The sequence below is a fragment of the Cognatishimia coralii genome (assembly GCF_037478305.1).
Classification (GTDB): domain Bacteria; phylum Pseudomonadota; class Alphaproteobacteria; order Rhodobacterales; family Rhodobacteraceae; genus Cognatishimia; species Cognatishimia coralii.
On record NZ_JBBGAZ010000001.1, the window covers coordinates 104,993 to 121,624 of the forward strand.

A 16,632-nucleotide genomic window follows, 5' to 3' on the forward strand; every position below is an offset into this window, starting at 1 on the left:
ATCATGCGGGCCATGGGTCTAAAAACTATTCTTCTCGGGGCCGTTCTGGTCACCGGTCACTTTTCGTATGCGCAGGCGGGGTCTGGGCGGGATGTGGTCAAATTGACCAATGAATTTCGCACGTCCAACAATCTGCCCGCGCTTCGGCTATCGCCATTGCTGGAATCAATTGCCGCGACCCATGGCAGCGACATGCGCCATCACGGGTTCTTCTCGCATATGGGGACGGATGGAACGTCGGTCGCGGATCGGGCTTTGCGGCAGGGGTATAATTATTGCCTGATCGCCGAAAATATCGCGGTGGGGCAGAGGTCCGCGAAGCGGGTCACCAAAGACTGGATCAAGTCGCGCGGCCATCGCGAGAACCTCTTGAACATCGGCGTCACCGAGATCGGCGTGATTCAAGAGGGCAACTACTGGGTGATGGTCCTAGGCCGCCGCTGCTAGGCGCGTTTGCCGTTGATCCAAACGGCTTCGATGGCGCGGTCGTCTCCCATCATGATCGTAGGGAAAACGGTTTCCCAGAACTCATTGGCATTGTCGACACGCTGGGAAATCGCGTCAGTAGATGAGAGGTTCAAGACAACCAAATCGGCCTCAAGCCCAGCCTTAACATTGCCGATCTTATCGTCCAGATGCAGCGTCATGGCGGATCCCTGCGTCGCCAGCCACAAGAGCTGTGCCGCGTGCAGAGGGGTGTGGCGCAACTGGCCGATCTCATAGGCCGCCGCCATAGTGCGCAGCATCGAGAAGCTGGAGCCTCCTCCGGTGTCTGTCGCCAGACCCACGGAAACTCGCTTTGATTTCAGGCCGCTCATGTCAAACAGGCCAGAACCGATGAAGGTATTGGACGTCGGGCAATGCACCACACCTGCGCCGACGTCATGCAGCCGGTCGATCTCGCGGTCCGTTAGATGGATTGCGTGCCCATAGACCCCGCGCGCACCGATCAGGCCGAATTGCTCGTAGGTGTCCAGATAGTCCCGCGCGTCGGGATATAGCCCCAAGACCCACTCAATTTCGTCAGTTTGCTCAGACAGATGGGTCTGCATCAAGCAATCGGAATGTTCGGCCCAGAGGTCGCCCAACATCTGCAGTTGCTCGGGCGTGGAGGTTGGCGAAAACCGCGGCGTGATCGCATAGGTGATCCGGTCGACCCCATGCCAGTTCCCGATCAGATATTTGCTCTGGTCATAGGCCTCTTGCGCGGTATCGCTCAGCCCCTCAGGCGCATTGCGATCCATACAGGTTTTGCCCGCCACGATCCTTTGCCCTCGCGCCTGTGCGGCCTCAAACAAGGCCTCAACCGACCCGGGATGGATCGTCGCATAGCTCGCGACAGTGGTGGTGCCATGCTGCTTTGTCAGATCCAGATAGCGGTTCGCGATGTCGCTAGCGTAGGCGCGATTTCCAAACCGCATTTCCTCGGGGAAGGTATAGGAATTCAGCCAATCGATCAGCCGCTTGCCCCAGCTCGCAATCATCGCGGTTTGGGGATAATGCACATGGGCATCCACAAACCCCGCCATGATCAGGCCCTGGCCATAGTCCACGGTTTCGGCGAGTGGATGCAGCGCCCGCAGGGTCTCGCGTTCTCCGACAGCCGCGATTTTGCCATCCCGCAACAGCACCGCGCCCTGACGCAGATGCTGGGCCGCGTCGTTAATAGGCACCTCAAACGGATCCGCGGTGAAACTCAGCACCTGTCCCAAAAGCAAAGTCGTGTCGGTCATGGTCAAAACCCTTTCGCAGGCAATTTAACTTGGCCCGAGCTGGGCGTAAATTGCGGCGTTGGCATTGAATTTCCGACACAGCTTCAACTATGGTCTGAAAATAAGACCATCCGGGGCAAAAGGAGGCGCACCATGACCGAGACCGACCAACTCACGCCCCCAATCCCCTCTGACGACGAAGACTATAGCCTGGATGCCAAAAACGTCTCGGCGATCCTGTTTGCGGTGGAAACCGGCAATCGCGACCAGCTGGTAGATTTGCTTGAGGATATGCACGCCGCAGACATCGCGGATTTGCTGGAACAGGTGAACGCCTATGATCGGCGCCGTCTGATCCAGCTCTATGATCGCGAGTTTGATGGCGAGATTCTTTCCGAGCTTGAGGAAAGCCTGCGCGAGGACGTGATTTCGGTCCTGCGGCCTGAAACGCTGGCCGAAGCCGTGCGGGACATGGAATCTGACGACGTTGTCGACCTTGTCGAAGATCTTGATGACGCCCAGCAAGAAGCCATTCTTGAGGTGCTTGAGGACGCAGACCGCGTCGCGGTCGAGCAGGCGCTGAGCTATCCGGAGTTTTCGGCTGGCCGTCTGATGCAGCGCGAAACTGTCTGGGCACCAGAGCATTGGACTGTCGGCGATGCCATTGATTACATGAGGAATTCCGAAGAACTGCCCGAGCAGTTCTATCACGTGATCCTCGTTGATCCGCGCATGCGTCCGGTGGCGAATGTGACCTTGGGCAAGATCATGGGGTCTCCGCGCGAGGCGCCTTTGAAGAACCTCTCGGAAGAGATGTTCCAGGTCATTCCGGTCGCTCAGGACGAAGGCGAGGTGGCCTATGCGTTCAACCAATATCACCTGATATCGGCCCCTGTCGTGGATGAGGATGAGCGGCTCATTGGTGTTATTACGATCGATGACGCGATGGCGGTTCTGGATGAGGAACACGAAGAAGATATCTTGCGTCTGGCCGGTGTTGGCGACGAAAGCTCTCTGTCGGACAGTGTGATGGAGACGACGAAACAGCGAATCCCGTGGTTGGCTGTAAACCTTGTGACCTCGATCCTTGCGTCCTTGGTTATCGCGCAGTTTGAGGAAACCCTCGCACAATTCGTGGCGTTGGCGATCCTGATGCCCATCGTGGCCTCGATGGGTGGCAACGCGGGCACGCAATCCCTGACGGTCGCCGTGCGCGCCTTGGCGACCAAAGACCTCACGAGCTCCAACCTCTGGCGCGTTGTCTCGAGGGAGGCTTTGGTGGGGCTGTTTAACGGCATCGTCTTTGCGATTGTGATGGGCATCGTGGGCGTCATTTGGTTCGGCACACCGATGCTGGGCGTTGTGATCGCCGTCGCGATGGTGATCAATCTGGTCGTGGCTGGGCTTGCGGGCACGGGCATTCCGGTGCTTTTGGAAAAGATAGGCGTAGACCCGGCGCTGGCCTCTGGGGCCTTTGTGACCACGGTCACGGATGTCGTTGGTTTCTTTGCCTTTTTGGCGCTTGCGGGCGCGGTACTGCTGTAAGGATGTCTCATGGATTTGACCGAGATCAAAGCCGCCGCGCGCAAGGCGGCTTTCGCGCGCCGTAAAGAGGCGTTTGACGCAGGCTACCCCGCACAATCGGCCTATTTGTCCGAAGTCCTCGCAGGCTATCGTGGCGTGCCTCTGGCGGGTTACATGCCGATCCGAACCGAGATCAATCCGCTCCCCGCAATGGCCGAAGCGGCGGCCCATGGGCCAGTCGGAGTGCCGGTCATTCAGGCTGCGGGGCAGCCGTTGAAGTTTTCGCGTTGGGAACCCGAAGGCGCGCTGAAAGACGGCCCCTTTGGCGCGAAAGTGCCTGTGGTGGATGACTACTTCGAGCCAGAGATCCTGATTGTTCCACTTGTGGGCTTTGACGCGAAGGGTGGGCGTTTGGGCTATGGCGGCGGGTTTTATGATCGCACGCTCGAGCTCTTGCGCAGCAAGCGCGCGACTTTGGCGATTGGCTTTGCGTTTGAAGCGCAAGAGGCCGAGGAGTTGCCGCTTGAACCAACGGACCAGCCGCTCGACCTGATGGTCACAGAGACCGGTATTCGTGAATTTAACCGGGGGATTTGAGTATTTTTGGCAAGATGAATCCCGCTTGCGCAACTGAGCCCTTGCTCTGAGCGGTTAGGGCGGATAGGGCAAACCCCCATGAAAATACTGTTTTTAGGCGATGTTGTCGGGCGCGCAGGGCGGGCTGCCCTGACCGAGCATCTTCCACGGCTGCGCAAAGACTGGCGTTTGGATTTTGTCATCGTGAATGGCGAGAACGCGAGCAATGGCATGGGGCTCTCTGCGCAGCATGCCAAAGTGATCTTTGACGCGGGGGCGGATTGCGTCACCTTGGGCGATCATGCTTTTGATCAGAAAGACATGATGCAGCATATTCAGGAAGACAGCCGCATCATTCGGCCGCTGAACTATGCCTCGGGCGATGTGCCCGGGCGAGGGCACCGGATTTTTGATGTGCGCGGTAAGAAGATCCTTGTTTTGCAGGCGCTTGGGCAGGTTTTCATGAAGCGGCCCTATGCGGATCCGTTCTCGGCTGTGGATCGCGTTCTCAAGGCCCATCCGCGCGGTGGTCTGGTGCAGGCCATTGTGGTCGACATGCATTGCGAGGCCACCAGCGAGAAGATGGGCATGGCGCATTACTGCGATGGGCGCGCGAGCCTTGTTGTTGGCACGCATACGCATGTGCCGACGGCGGATGCTCAGATTTTGGACAAGGGCACGGCAATGCTCTCGGATGCGGGCATGTGTGGGGATTATAATTCCGTCATTGGCATGGAAAAGGCCGAGCCGATGCGCCGTTTTGTAACCGGCATGCCAAAGGCGCGGTTTACGCCGGCATTGGGCGAAGCAACGCTCAGCGGGGTTTATGTCGAAACTGATGACAAATCAGGCGCAGCGACCCGGATCGAGATGGTGCGGCAGGGCGGACGGTTGCAACAGGCGGGTCCCGCACCGGTTTAGGCTTGCTCAGGGACTAAGCTTGCGGAATGCTTAGGGGGTGTAAGCCCCGAGGACTACATGGACTTTTTTGAATTTACGCAGACCCAACAGGCGGTGATCACCTTGGTGACGGTTGGGGTGATGTTTGGGTTGTTTGTGCGTGAGGTGTTCCCGACCGAGGTGGTTGCGATCTCGGGTGTGGCGACCTTGTTGGTTTTGGGCGTCCTGCCGTATGAGGGCGCGCTGACGGTTTTGTCCAATCCCGCTCCCTGGACGATCGGCGCGATGTTCATCGTCATGAGCGCCTTGGTGCGCACGGGCGCCTTGTCGAGCTTCACCCATCTGGCGGATCGGCAGGCGAGGTCTAATCCTAAGGTTGCGATTGCCATGTTGATGGTCTTTGTGATCGTCGCCTCGGCGGTGGTGTCCAATACGCCGGTGGTCGTGGTGATGATCCCAGTGTTTATTCAGCTTGCGGGAACCTTGGGCGTTGCGCCGAGTAAGCTGCTGATTCCGTTGAGCTATGCGGCCATTCTGGGCGGGACTTTGACCTTGATCGGGACCTCGACGAACCTCTTGGTGGATGGGGTTGCGCGGGCGCAAGGCTTAGAAGGGTTCTCGATCTTTGAAGTGACGCCTTTGGGTGTCATTCTGGTGATTTGGGGTATGATCTATTTGCGCTTTATCGGGCCAAAGCTGCTGCCGGATCGGGATTCTATGGCCGGATTGCTGGGCAATCGTAAGGATATGAAGTTTTTCACCGAGGCGGTAATTCCGCCGGAGTCCAACCTGATTGGCCGCGAAGTAACGGGCGTGCAGCTGTTTAAGCGCGATGGGGTGCGGTTGATCGACGTTCTGCGGGGTGATGCCTCTTTGCGGCGCAATCTGAAGGGCGTGGAGCTGCAAGTAGGCGACCGCGTTGTGCTGAGGACCAAGATGGCAGAGCTTTTGAGCCTGCAGCGCGACAAGTCGTTGAAACGTGTCGATCAGGTTTCAGCGGTGGAGACCACCACGGTTGAGGTGTTGATTACACCGGGCTGCCGCATGGTGGGGCGGGCTTTGGGCGCGATGCGTCTGCGGCGGCGCTATGGCGTCTATACGATTGCGGTGCATCGTTCGAACCAGAATATCGGCATGCAGTTGGATGATCTTGTGGTGCGCGTTGGGGATACGTTGCTGCTGGAAGGTGCGCCGGAGGATATTCAACGTTTGGCCGCAGATATGGATATGGTGCAGGTCAACCAGCCGGTGGAGCGGGAATACCGTCGGGGGCAGGCTCCGATTGCCATGGCGGCTTTGTTTGGGATTGTGGCTTTGGCGGGCTTTGGCGTTGCGCCGATTTTCCTGTTGTCGGTGATTGCTGTGGCTGTGGTTCTGGTCACGCGCTGCATTGATGCGGATGAGGCATTTGCGGCAGTGGACGGGCGTTTGCTGGCCTTGATTTTCTCGATGCTGGCGATTGGTGTGGCGTTACAGACCTCGGGGGCTGTGACGCTGATTGTCGAGGCGATTGCGCCGTGGCTGCAGGGATTGCCGCCGTTCTTTTTGGTTTGGGCGATTTATTTGCTGACCTCGGTTCTGACAGAGATGCTATCCAACAACGCGGTGGCCGTGGTGGTGACGCCGATTGCCATGGGGCTCGGGGACGCGATGGGCTTTGACGTGCGGCCATTGGTGATTGCGGTGATGGTCGCGGCGTCGGCGAGTTTTGCCACGCCGATCGGCTATCAGACCAATATGCTGGTCTATGGCCCCGGCGGGTATCGGTTCACGGATTTCATGCGGGTTGGAATTCCGCTGAACCTCTCAGTTGGCCTGCTGGCGAGCGCGCTTATTCCGCTGATGTGGCCGCTTTAAGGGGCTTTGCCCCTCGAAGGCGGGGCCTGCTCACCCCAGGATATTTTGCGCAAGAGAAAGGCTTAGAGCGGCCAGAAAAGCAGGATTGAGGGGATCGAGACCGCGACCACGAGGATTTCCAGGGGTAGGCCCATGCGCCAATAGTCTCCGAAACGGTAGCCGCCGGGGCCGAGGATCAGTGTGTTGTTCTTATGGCCGATGGGGGTGAGGAAGGCCGCGGAGGCTGCGACGGCGACGGCCATGAGGAAGGGGTCGGGCGAGGCATCTAGAGAGTTGGCCATATGGATGCCGACGGGGGCTGCGACGATGGCCGTGGCGGTGTTGTTGAGCACGTCACTGAGCGTCATAGTGACGACCATCAGGACGGTCAGGATGGCCCAGGCCGGGAGGCCTTCGGTGAGGCTGACGAGCGAGCCTGCGATGAGTTCGGTGCCGCCTGCGTCTTCGAGTGCTGCGCCCAGCGGGATCATGGAGCCAAGTAGGACGACGACGGGCCATTCGATCTGGGTGTAGAGTTCCGAGAGCGGCACGATTTTCGTGAGCACATAGGCGGCCACGACAATGCCAAGGGCGATGGGCAGGTAGAGCAGACCGACGGCAGAGGCCGCGATAGCACCTGCGAAGAGGCCAATGGCGAGCCAGGATTTTTGGTCTGCGGTGACTTGCAGGCCTCGGTCCGCGAGAGGCAGGCAGCCGAGCCAGTCGGTGATATCCGCGCCTCGGTCTTTGGGGGTCAGTAGCAATAGGATATCGCCCGCTTTGATCTCGGTCTTGCGCAGGTGTTTGGTGATGCGTTGGCCATTGCGCGACAGTCCCATCAGGATTGCGCCTTGGCGCCAGTTGAGGCCGATGCGCTCGGCGGTTCTGCCGGTGATGCGGGAGGTTTCAGAGACCACGACTTCGACCATGTCCAACCCGTCGCCGGTGGCTTTCAGACGTTCCTCGCGTTTTTCTTCGGCAAAGCGTAGGCCTGTGGCGGTGCGGAATTCATCGAGTGCGTCGGGGGTGCCTTCCAGCAGCAGCGTGTCGCCTGCGCGCAGTTCTGTGTTGCGCGCAGAGCCATAGCGGCGACGGCCTTCGCGGCTGAGGCCGATCACGGCGACATCTGCTTGGGTAGCTTGCGTGTCGAGTTCTGCGAGCCGTTTGCTGAGAAGTTTGCTGTCTTCCGGCACGGTAAGCTCGGCGAGATAGGCGGTGAGGTCAGACAGCGCGCTGCCCGCATCGTCGCGCTTTGGGATGAAGCGCCAGCCGATCAGCGCCACAAACGCAAGACCAGCAAGCGCCGTCAGACCGCCCACTGGCGCGAAGTCGAACATCCGAAACGGCGCACCAAGGGTGTCTTCGCGGATAGAGGCGATGATGATGTTGGGCGGCGTGCCGATCAGGGTTGCCATTCCGCCAAGGATGGTTGCAAAGGAGAGGGGCATGAGCGACAGTCCTGGGCTGCGGCCTGCTTTGCGCGCGGTTTGCACGTCGACAGGCATCAGAAGGGCAAGGGCTGCGACATTGTTCATGAAGGCCGAGAGCACGCCGCCGACGCCACCCATGATGGCGATATGGGTGCCAAGGGCTCGGGAACTGTCCACCAGCGTTCGGGTGATCAGAAATACCGCACCTGACCGCACTAACCCTGCCGAGACCACAAGGACCAACGCGACGACCAATGTGGCTGGATGTCCAAAGCCCGAGAATGCATCTTTTTCGGGCACCACACCCAGAACCACACCCGCCAAAAGCGCGCAGAAGGCGACCAGATCGTACCGAAACCGTCCCCAAAGCAAGAGGCCAAAAACCACGCCGAAGAGGGTGAAAAGAATAATCTGCTCTTGGGTCAACGCGCTGCTCATGAAGGCCTCAATCTATCTGTCCCCTGAGTTTGCCAAGACCGCCCGCCCATGCAAGGGAAAAAGGCAGCTAAGGGCCGCCTTGAGACCGTGGATTGGTTGCGCTATAGGAGGCGAAACGAGATCTTTGAGGGGGCATCCGCCATGGCTGGCCATAGTAAATGGGCAAATATTCAGCACCGCAAAGGGCGTCAGGATGCTGCGCGCTCTAAGCTATTTTCCAAACTCGCCAAGGAAATCACCGTGGCGGCGAAAATGGGTGACCCGGACCCCGATAAAAACCCGCGCCTGCGTCTGGCCGTGAAAGAAGCCAAGAGCCAGTCCGTGCCGAAGGACGTTATCGAACGCGCGATCAAAAAGGCGATTGGTGGCGATGCGGAGAACTATGACGAGATCCGCTATGAAGGCTATGGCCCCAATGGTGTGGCGGTGATCGTCGAGACCATGACCGACAATAAAAACCGTACTGCGTCGACGGTGCGCTCTACGTTTTCCAAGAATGGCGGCAATCTTGGCGAGACCGGCTCTGTTGGGTTCATGTTCGAACGTAAAGGCGAGGTGGTCTATCCGGCGGACGCTGGTGATGCCGATGACATCATGATGGCCGCGATTGAAGCAGGGGCAGAGGATGTCGAAAGCTCTGAGGACGGACATATCATCTATTGCGCGGACACGGATCTGAACGATGTGTCTAACGCTTTGGAATCTGATCTAGGTGAATCTGAATCCACCAAGCTGATCTGGAAGCCGACCACCACGACAGAGCTTGGCCTTGAGGACATGCAAAAGCTGATGAAGCTGGTGGATGCGCTTGAGGACGATGATGACGTGCAGCGCGTCACGACCAATTTTGAAGCCTCTGACGAGGTTATGGCGCAGCTCTAAGCCACGCCAGTCCTCTTTTGAAATCCCCTCCTGTCCGGGGCGGCTTTATCTTTTGGTGGTGATGCCTGCTTGGAACAATTCGTTCTTGTGCGGGTACCAGAGCGTGCGTCGGTCGTCGCTGAAGTAGCGGTCGATGAAGGCAGGTGAGACCTGTTGCTGCTCGTAAAAGCTCTGGTCTTGTAGCCGCTCAACGTCCACTTCTGCAAAGGGCATGAGCTGTTTGAAATCAAGGCCATAGCGGTGAAAACCCAGTTGCGCGCCAGGGCCCAAGGTGCGGTTCGCGCCAGCCGTGAAGGCCAGAAGGCAGCTTGCGCTACATTCTACGTCGACATGGGTGTCCAGACCCAATTGCAGGACCTGCTGTGCCAGTCTGCGGGCTTCGTAGAGATTGCCGCCTGGGCTGTTTAACGAGATTTGCTGCAAGTCGGGAGATTGTCTCAATAGTGGATTGAGTTCGCTCATCATCCCTGAAGCCATAATGCCGTCATAGGTTAAGGTGCGCCCATCCACGGACAGGTGCACGCGGAACCGTTTGGGGGGTGCGCGAGACTCCAGAACTGCTGGCCCGGTCTCGGGGCTTGTTCTGAAATTGGCGTCAGCACGCAGACCTGACAGCGCCTTATCAACGACGGTGAAAGCCAAGAACCAGAAGTAAAACGTAACGATGCCAGCCGCTACAAATCCCAATGTTGCCCCTACAATCGTCCAGAAGCGTCCCGTGTCCTGCATATAAAGGCTTGCTGCGTTTGCATAGCGGACAACCTGATAAGCAAAGACAAACAGATCCAGAAATAACAGGAAAGCAAAAGGCCAAGCCGCGTTCGGGGCAATCATAAGCAAAATCACAAATAGGCTGATCATGCCCATACGCAGCAGTAAGCCAGTCACCCAAACCGCGCTGGAAAAACTGGGGCCCATTCTTTCGGCATAGGGATTTATCGTACTCATAGAGCACCTTTCAGAATCCGAGTTTCGTCACTCTCGATTCTGCATGGTGATCTGTCAGGATTGTGGCAAGTTTTTGCGCGCAGTTTGACAAATATGACGGGTGAAGTCAGCCAGCGTCTCGCGCCAGATGCGGCTGGTCTGCCAGTAAATTGGCATGCGGAAATCACTGTCTTGTCGCAACAGTACCAAGTTTCCCTTTTTAAGATCGTCGCGCGCCAAAGCAATATACTCCATGCCCCAACCGAGCCCAGCCACAAGGGCTTTGTTCAAGGCGGGCTTTGACGCGATCGAGTGATAGGGCGGGGTGACGGTCGATCCGAACTCTTGTCGTATCCAATCCGACCAATTGTGGTCCTTTGAGTTGAACCTGACGACAGGTGCAGTGGCCAGAGCCGACGGCGAAACGCCTTCTGGAAAGTGCTTTTTAACGAATTTCGGAGATGCCACAGGAAGATAGACCATGTCTCCCAGAGGGAAAACGTCACAGCCCGGCACTGGTTTCTTCTGGATCGTAACGGCGCCAACGACTTGACCGCTTTCCAGCAAACTGTCCGTGTAGGCGGGATGATTGAGCTGAAAGTTAAAGAGCAAATCATGATGCTCGCCAAAGCAGTCTCCAAACCACGAACACATCGAATCGACATTCACAGAGATGTTGACGGGAACCGGTTCGTCACCCACTTCGTGCCCCAGATTGCGGGCCAGGATTTTTTCCAGCGCCTCGACCTGATCCGCATGTGCGGACAATTTAAGGCCTGCTTCTGTGCCGACGCATGGGATCTCGCGTTTTACAAGTCGCGCGCCGACGTTTTCTTCAAGCAGCTTAATCCGTTGCGAAACAGCAGACTGGGTGATACGCATTTCGCTCGCGGCTGTCTCAAAGCTGCCGGTACGTAGCACAGTCGACAGTGTCCTAAGTCTTTCCGGATCGAGCTTCATAAGAGTCTCTAATTTGGAATAAGATTTATTAATTTGTGTAATGTCACGATGTTGATATTACAAGTCATACCAAGAGAGGCTTTTATGATCTCTTCGTTAACAGCCGGATTTGCGCTCGGCTTGTCACTTATCCTGGCGATCGGCGCTCAGAATTCGTTTGTATTGCGTCAGGGATTAAGGGGAGAATTCGTTCTCCCTGTGGTTCTGACCTGCGCCATTTCGGACGCGATCTTGATCGTAGCGGGCGTGGCAGGGTTCGGTGCTCTGGTCGATGCGGCTCCATTGGCCGTGGATATCGCAAGATGGGGTGGGGCAGCTTTCTTGGTGGTATATGGCGCTCTAAATTTCGCGTCTGCTTACAGAGGCGGCAGCTCCCTGGCATCAGAGGGCGCCAATGCACCAAAGTTGAGCAAGGCAATTGGGACGTGCCTTGTTCTAACTTGGTTAAACCCCCATGTTTATCTGGACACAGTCGTGTTGCTGGGGGGCATTTCAGCGACTTATGACAGCCCTTGGGTGTTTGCCGTGGGTGCCGTTTGCGCGAGCTTTACCTTCTTTTTCTCTTTGGGATATGGGGCGGCCTTGCTGCGCGGTTTTTTCACCAATCCGCTGTCGTGGCGCATTCTGGATGTGCTCGTGGGCGTGACGATGTGGGCGATTGCAGCGAGCTTATTGCTGAACCATTAACCGCCTTTCAGCAACAGATCGGCCACCCGGCGCGCTTCAAGGCGCGCGGCTTTGGCGTCCACAGGACCGGGGTTCATTGCGGCCTCGATCCAGACTCCGTCAATATAGTTCTGCAAAGCTTGTTGTACTGTCGCCATACGGTTTTCCGGCAAAAGTTGCCGCAGCTCGGCGCGGAAATGGCTGGTGACACGCAACCGGTTTACGCGCTGTAACCGTGCCAGACCTTCGTGATAGGGCGCGTTGGCCCAGAACTGCAGCCAGATCGAGCAGGTCGCCGAGGTAAACAGCGTCTCATCAAAATTCGCATCCAGCCCGGCCATCAAACGATCATAGGGGGTTTCTGCCATCTTAAGATGACGCAAGTTCGCTGCCTTCAAAGTGCGCAGAACCAGCTGCATCACCGCTTGGATCAGCTGATCCTTGGAGCCGAAATAATAGTTGATACTCGCCGCCGTAGATCCTGCCTGTTTGGCGATATCGGTCATCGTGACCTGCGCATAGCCATGCTCTGCAATCGCTTGGATTGCGGCATCAATCAGCTCTTCATGGCGAATGTCACGGATGCGTTTCTTGCTCATAGCTCGTCTATAGCGTGGTTTGCGCATCGGGAAAGGCTTTTTTGGCGCGGGAATGCTAAAAAATTAAATGATCATTTAATTTTTTGTTTTGCTGTTTAAGTTCCGCATTGCTAGGGTCGCGAACGCTTGGACGCGCCCATTTGGATTCGCGCGACCCGGTAAGTTTGAAGGCAAAGCAGAACGACAATGACCACACAGCCCACCGCCAGCCATTTCATCAATGGCGCCTATGTCGAGGACACCTCAGGCACCGAAATCCCCGTGATCTTCCCGGCCACCGGAGAAGTGATCGCGACGGTCTATTCCGCGACGCCTGCAATCATCGATCAGGCGCTGGATGCGGCGAAAGCGGCGCAAAAGGCCTGGGCCAAGATGACCGGTACGGAACGCGGCCGCATTTTGCGACGCGCGGCCGACATGATCCGCGAGCGCAATCACGAGCTCTCGGTTCTCGAGACCTATGACACAGGCAAACCTTTGCAGGAAACGCTTGTGGCCGACGCCACATCCGGCGCCGACGCGCTGGAATATTTCGGAGGCCTCGCAGCCACACTCACGGGCGAGCATATTCCGATGGGCGAGGACTGGGTCTACACCGTACGCGAAGCGTTGGGCGTTTGCGTGGGGATCGGAGCATGGAATTACCCAACCCAGATCGCCTGCTGGAAAGGCGCGCCGGCCTTGGCTTGCGGCAATGCGATGATTTTTAAGCCTTCGGAAACCACACCGCTTTGCGCTTTGAAGGTCGCCGAGATCCTGCACGAAGCGGGCCTGCCTGCGGGGCTTTACAATGTGGTGCAAGGTCTGGGCGACGTGGGCGCGTCTCTGGTGAATGACCCGCGCGTGGACAAGGTCTCGCTGACAGGATCCGTGCCGACGGGCAAAAAGGTCTATGCCGCTGCCGCCTCGGGCATGAAACACGTCACGATGGAGCTGGGGGGAAAGTCGCCTCTGATCATCTTTGACGATGCGGATATCGAGAATGCCGTCGGCGGGGCCATTAACGGGAATTTCTATTCCTCGGGGCAGGTTTGCTCCAACGGCACGCGGGTCTTCGTGCATAAAAACATCAAAGAGGTCTTCCTCAAGCGTCTGTCCGAACGCCTTGAAGGCGCGGTTCTCGGCAACCCTCTGGATGAGGCAGTGAACTTTGGCCCGATGGTCAGCGAACGGCAGATGGGGATCGTTCTGGATTATATCGCCAAAGGCAAAGAAGAAGGCGCAAGGCTGATCTCAGGCGGCGAGCGCGTTGATATGGAAGGGTTTTTCGTCGCTCCCACGGTCTTTGCCGATGTCACTGACGAGATGACCATCGCCCAAGAAGAGATCTTTGGTCCAGTCATGGCCGTGCTTGATTTCGACGACGAAGACGATGTGATCGCCCGCGCCAATGCGACCGACTTCGGCCTGTCGGCTGGCGTCTTCACCCGCGATCTCACCCGTGCCCACCGCGTCATCGGCGCGCTTGAGGCGGGAAGCTGTTTCATCAATTCCTACAACGACGCGCCGGTCGAAGCCCCTTTCGGCGGGGTCAAAGCCTCGGGCGTGGGGCGCGAAAACAGCAAGGAAGCGATCCAGCACTATAGCCAGGTCAAATCCGTCTACGTCCGCATGGGCGACGTCGAAGCGGCATTCTAGGAGGGGCGTTCATGCGAGCAGATTATGTGATCGTCGGCGCGGGCTCTGCGGGATGCGCCATGGCCTATCGACTGTCGGAGGCAGGCAAATCCGTGATCGTCATCGAACACGGTGGCACCGACGCGGGCCCTCTGATCCAGATGCCCGCCGCTCTGAGCTATCCGATGAACATGAGCCTTTACGACTGGGGCTACAGCACGCTGCCCGAGCCGCATCTGAATGGTCGCCGTCTGGTCACGCCACGCGGTAAAGTTATCGGCGGATCCAGCTCGATCAACGGCATGGTCTATGTGCGCGGCCACGCGGGGGACTATGACCACTGGGCCGAAAGCGGCGCGCAGGGGTGGTCCTATGCCGATGTGCTGCCCTATTTCAAACGCATGGAGACCTGGCACGAAAGTGGGCAGGGCGGAGACCCGGATTGGCGCGGCAAAACCGGCCCTCTGCATATCTCGCGCGGGCCTCGGGACAACCCTCTGCATGCGGCGTTCGTCGAGGCTGGCCGTCAGGCGGGCTATCCGGTCACCAGCGATTATAACGGCGAGCAGCAAGAGGGCTTTGGCCCGATGGAGATGACCGTTCACAAGGGGCGGCGCTGGTCTGCGGCGAATGCCTATCTGAAGCCTGCTTTGAAACGCGAGAACTGTACGCTTGTGCGGGGGCTGGCCTGCAAAGTCGTCACCGACGAAGGCCGCGCCACAGGGGTCGAGATCGAGCGCAATGGGCGCAAAGAGGTCATTCATGCCTCGGGTGAGGTGATCCTCGCGGCCAGCTCGCTGAATTCCCCGAAACTCTTGATGCTGTCGGGGATTGGCCCCGCAGCGCATTTGGCGCAACATGGCATCGACGTCGTCGCAGATCGTCCCGGTGTGGGCCAAAACCTGCAGGACCATCTGGAGCTTTATCTGCAGATGGCCTCCAAGCAGCCGATCACGCTCTATAAATACTGGAACCTCTTCGGGAAGGCTTTGATCGGGGCGCAGTGGCTGTTTACAAAAACCGGTCTTGGCGCGTCCAACCAGTTTGAATCCGCAGCCTTCATTCGCAGTAAGGCGGGCGTGCAATACCCTGATATTCAATATCATTTCTTGCCAATCGCCGTGCGCTACGACGGCAAAGTCGCCGCCGAGGGCCACGGATTCCAAGCCCATGTCGGCCCAATGCGCAGCGGCTCTCGGGGCGAGGTCACATTGGCGAGCGCCGACCCCAAGGCTGCGCCCAATATCCTGTTTAACTATATGTCGACCGAACAGGACTGGATCGATTTCCGCCAGTGCATTCGCCTCACGCGTGAGATCTTTGACCAAGATGCCTTCGCGCCTTTCGTCAAACATGAAATACAACCCGGTGCAGCGCTGCAAACGGATGATGAGTTGGACGGTTTCATCCGCGAACACGTCGAAAGCGCCTATCACCCTTGTGGCACCTGCCGCATGGGCGCGCTTGAGGATCCGATGAGCGTGGTGGATTCCGATTGCCGCGTGATTGGCGTGGATAATTTGCGTGTGGCCGACAGCTCGATCTTTCCGCGGATCACCAATGGCAACCTCAATGGGCCGTCGATCATGACCGGCGAAAAGGCTTCAGATCACATCCTTGGGCGCAGCCTGCCTGCCGCCAATGATCAGCCTTGGTTCAACCCGAATTGGGAAAGATCTCAGCGCTAAAGCCCGACGTCTTTCAGTGCCATATGGCCAAACATCTGCGTCAGGATCCCGCTGGCCCAGAGGTTCACGTGATTGGCATCCGGCACGCGCATGATCTTTTTCTTCGCCGAGCCCGCTGCGTCGTAAACCGCTTGCCCTTGGGCAATTGGCACAACGCGGTCTTGCTTGCCGTGGATCACCAAAAGGGGCAGGGACATAGCGGCCGCGCGCTCGGCGCTGTTCCAGGAGTCCATGAAAATCGGGGCGATCTGACCGATATCACCGACGGCGGCCTGAGCCATATCTGAGATCGATGAAAACGGCGCTTCAAGGACGATGCCAGTGGGCAGATCCTGATCGCCTGAGGCCTCAAGCGCTTCGATCAACCCAAGGCCAACCGCCGATCCCAAACTTTCGCCATAGATCACCACGGGGCCGTCAAAGGCTGCGAACTGATCGTCACTTTTTAGGCTGTCATAGGCGAATTTCACGGTCGAAATGAGCGCGGCTTCAGAAGGCCGACCTTCACTACCTGAACTGCCCGGATAGGCCGGGGCAAAGACACCAAAGCCCGACTGCCTAAGGCGACGAAACCTGCCATCGCGATGTGCAAGGTTGCCGGCATTGCCATGCAGATAGAACACCGTCGGCTTGTTCCCTCGCGGAGGCACGGCCCAGACAACCACGCGACCTTCAGGTCCTTCCAGATCATAGGCTCGCAAGCCAGCGCTGTAAGCTGCAGGGCTAGGGGCCTGCTCAGTCGCATCATAGGGGTAGATGAGCAGGGGATTGGCCTGCTCCAGCGTCAAAGCGCCAAGGCCGAGGAACAGAAAAAGAAATGCCAACATTCGGATCATTGTAATTAAATACTCGTGTGAAATCTTTGCAGGCCGCGTGC

15 protein-coding genes are annotated in these 16,632 nt (G+C 57.9%); 9 read left to right on the forward strand and 6 right to left on the reverse strand.

Features of this window, described 5'->3' with window-relative positions; translation table 11 throughout:
• Positions 1 to 3 precede the first annotated feature (3 nt).
• The gene (locus WG622_RS00495) at positions 4 to 447 is read left to right on the forward strand and encodes a CAP domain-containing protein (protein WP_339401796.1); all 444 of its coding nucleotides are present in this window, start codon (positions 4 to 6) and stop codon (positions 445 to 447) included.
• Here WG622_RS00495 and guaD read toward each other — a convergent pair.
• The gene (guaD, locus tag WG622_RS00500) at positions 444 to 1,733 is read right to left on the reverse strand and encodes a guanine deaminase (protein ID WP_339401797.1); all 1,290 of its coding nucleotides are present in this window, start codon (positions 1,731 to 1,733) and stop codon (positions 444 to 446) included. The two genes, WG622_RS00495 and guaD, sit on opposite strands and share 4 nt — an antisense overlap.
• Positions 1,734 to 1,865: 132 nt before the next feature.
• Between guaD and mgtE the strand changes: the two genes are divergently transcribed.
• The 4 genes from mgtE to WG622_RS00520 all read left to right on the forward strand — a co-directional run bounded on the left by mgtE (position 1,866) and on the right by WG622_RS00520 (position 6,569).
• Entirely contained in the window at positions 1,866 to 3,257 is a 1,392-nt protein-coding gene (gene mgtE, locus WG622_RS00505) for a magnesium transporter (RefSeq protein WP_339401798.1), read from the forward strand.
• A 9-nt stretch (positions 3,258 to 3,266) separates the two neighbouring features.
• Positions 3,267 to 3,833 carry a 5-formyltetrahydrofolate cyclo-ligase gene (locus tag WG622_RS00510; RefSeq protein WP_339401799.1) on the forward strand — a complete coding sequence of 189 codons (567 nt, stop codon included), beginning with the start codon at positions 3,267 to 3,269 and terminating at the stop codon, positions 3,831 to 3,833.
• A 78-nt stretch (positions 3,834 to 3,911) separates the two neighbouring features.
• Positions 3,912 to 4,733 (forward strand): TIGR00282 family metallophosphoesterase, encoded by an 822-nt coding sequence (locus WG622_RS00515; protein WP_339401800.1) that lies wholly within the window; start codon positions 3,912 to 3,914, stop codon positions 4,731 to 4,733.
• A 57-nt stretch (positions 4,734 to 4,790) separates the two neighbouring features.
• Positions 4,791 to 6,569 carry an SLC13 family permease gene (locus WG622_RS00520; protein ID WP_339401801.1) on the forward strand — a complete coding sequence of 593 codons (1,779 nt, stop codon included), beginning with the start codon at positions 4,791 to 4,793 and terminating at the stop codon, positions 6,567 to 6,569.
• A 62-nt stretch (positions 6,570 to 6,631) separates the two neighbouring features.
• Here WG622_RS00520 and WG622_RS00525 read toward each other — a convergent pair whose 3' ends face one another.
• On the reverse strand, positions 6,632 to 8,404 hold the full coding sequence (locus WG622_RS00525) for an SLC13 family permease (protein ID WP_339402674.1): 1,773 nt from the start codon (positions 8,402 to 8,404) through the stop codon (positions 6,632 to 6,634).
• A gap of 153 nt (positions 8,405 to 8,557) precedes the next feature.
• On the opposite strand from WG622_RS00525, the gene WG622_RS00530 reads away from it, so the two are divergent.
• Positions 8,558 to 9,298: a YebC/PmpR family DNA-binding transcriptional regulator gene (locus tag WG622_RS00530; RefSeq protein ID WP_339401803.1), complete on the forward strand. Its 741-nt coding sequence runs from the start codon at positions 8,558 to 8,560 to the stop codon at positions 9,296 to 9,298.
• Between the two features lie 45 nt (positions 9,299 to 9,343).
• Here the strand turns inward: WG622_RS00530 and WG622_RS00535 are convergent, their stop codons facing one another.
• Positions 9,344 to 10,246, reverse strand: coding sequence for a COG3904 family protein (locus WG622_RS00535; RefSeq protein ID WP_339401804.1), 903 nt, complete (start codon positions 10,244 to 10,246; stop codon positions 9,344 to 9,346).
• A gap of 54 nt (positions 10,247 to 10,300) precedes the next feature.
• Positions 10,301 to 11,185: an ArgP/LysG family DNA-binding transcriptional regulator gene (locus WG622_RS00540; RefSeq protein ID WP_339401805.1), complete on the reverse strand. Its 885-nt coding sequence runs from the start codon at positions 11,183 to 11,185 to the stop codon at positions 10,301 to 10,303.
• An 84-nt stretch (positions 11,186 to 11,269) separates the two neighbouring features.
• Here WG622_RS00540 and WG622_RS00545 point away from each other — a divergent pair, with 84 nt between their 5' ends.
• Positions 11,270 to 11,872: a LysE/ArgO family amino acid transporter gene (locus WG622_RS00545; protein WP_339401806.1), complete on the forward strand. Its 603-nt coding sequence runs from the start codon at positions 11,270 to 11,272 to the stop codon at positions 11,870 to 11,872.
• On the opposite strand, the gene betI is transcribed toward WG622_RS00545, so the two are convergent.
• On the reverse strand, positions 11,869 to 12,450 hold the full coding sequence (betI, locus tag WG622_RS00550; RefSeq protein WP_339401807.1) for a choline-binding transcriptional repressor BetI: 582 nt from the start codon (positions 12,448 to 12,450) through the stop codon (positions 11,869 to 11,871). The two genes, WG622_RS00545 and betI, sit on opposite strands and share 4 nt — an antisense overlap.
• 186 nt (positions 12,451 to 12,636) lie before the next feature.
• Here betI and betB point away from each other — a divergent pair, with 186 nt between their 5' ends.
• Both betB and betA read left to right on the forward strand, forming a co-directional pair.
• Positions 12,637 to 14,088 carry a betaine-aldehyde dehydrogenase gene (gene betB, locus WG622_RS00555; RefSeq protein WP_339401808.1) on the forward strand — a complete coding sequence of 484 codons (1,452 nt, stop codon included), beginning with the start codon at positions 12,637 to 12,639 and terminating at the stop codon, positions 14,086 to 14,088.
• Between the two features lie 11 nt (positions 14,089 to 14,099).
• The gene (betA, locus tag WG622_RS00560) at positions 14,100 to 15,755 is read left to right on the forward strand and encodes a choline dehydrogenase (protein WP_339401809.1); all 1,656 of its coding nucleotides are present in this window, start codon (positions 14,100 to 14,102) and stop codon (positions 15,753 to 15,755) included.
• On the opposite strand, the gene WG622_RS00565 is transcribed toward betA, so the two are convergent.
• On the reverse strand, positions 15,752 to 16,582 hold the full coding sequence (locus WG622_RS00565; RefSeq protein ID WP_339401810.1) for an alpha/beta hydrolase: 831 nt from the start codon (positions 16,580 to 16,582) through the stop codon (positions 15,752 to 15,754). The genes betA and WG622_RS00565 overlap by 4 nt on opposite strands.
• Between the last annotated feature and the right edge of the window lie 50 nt (positions 16,583 to 16,632).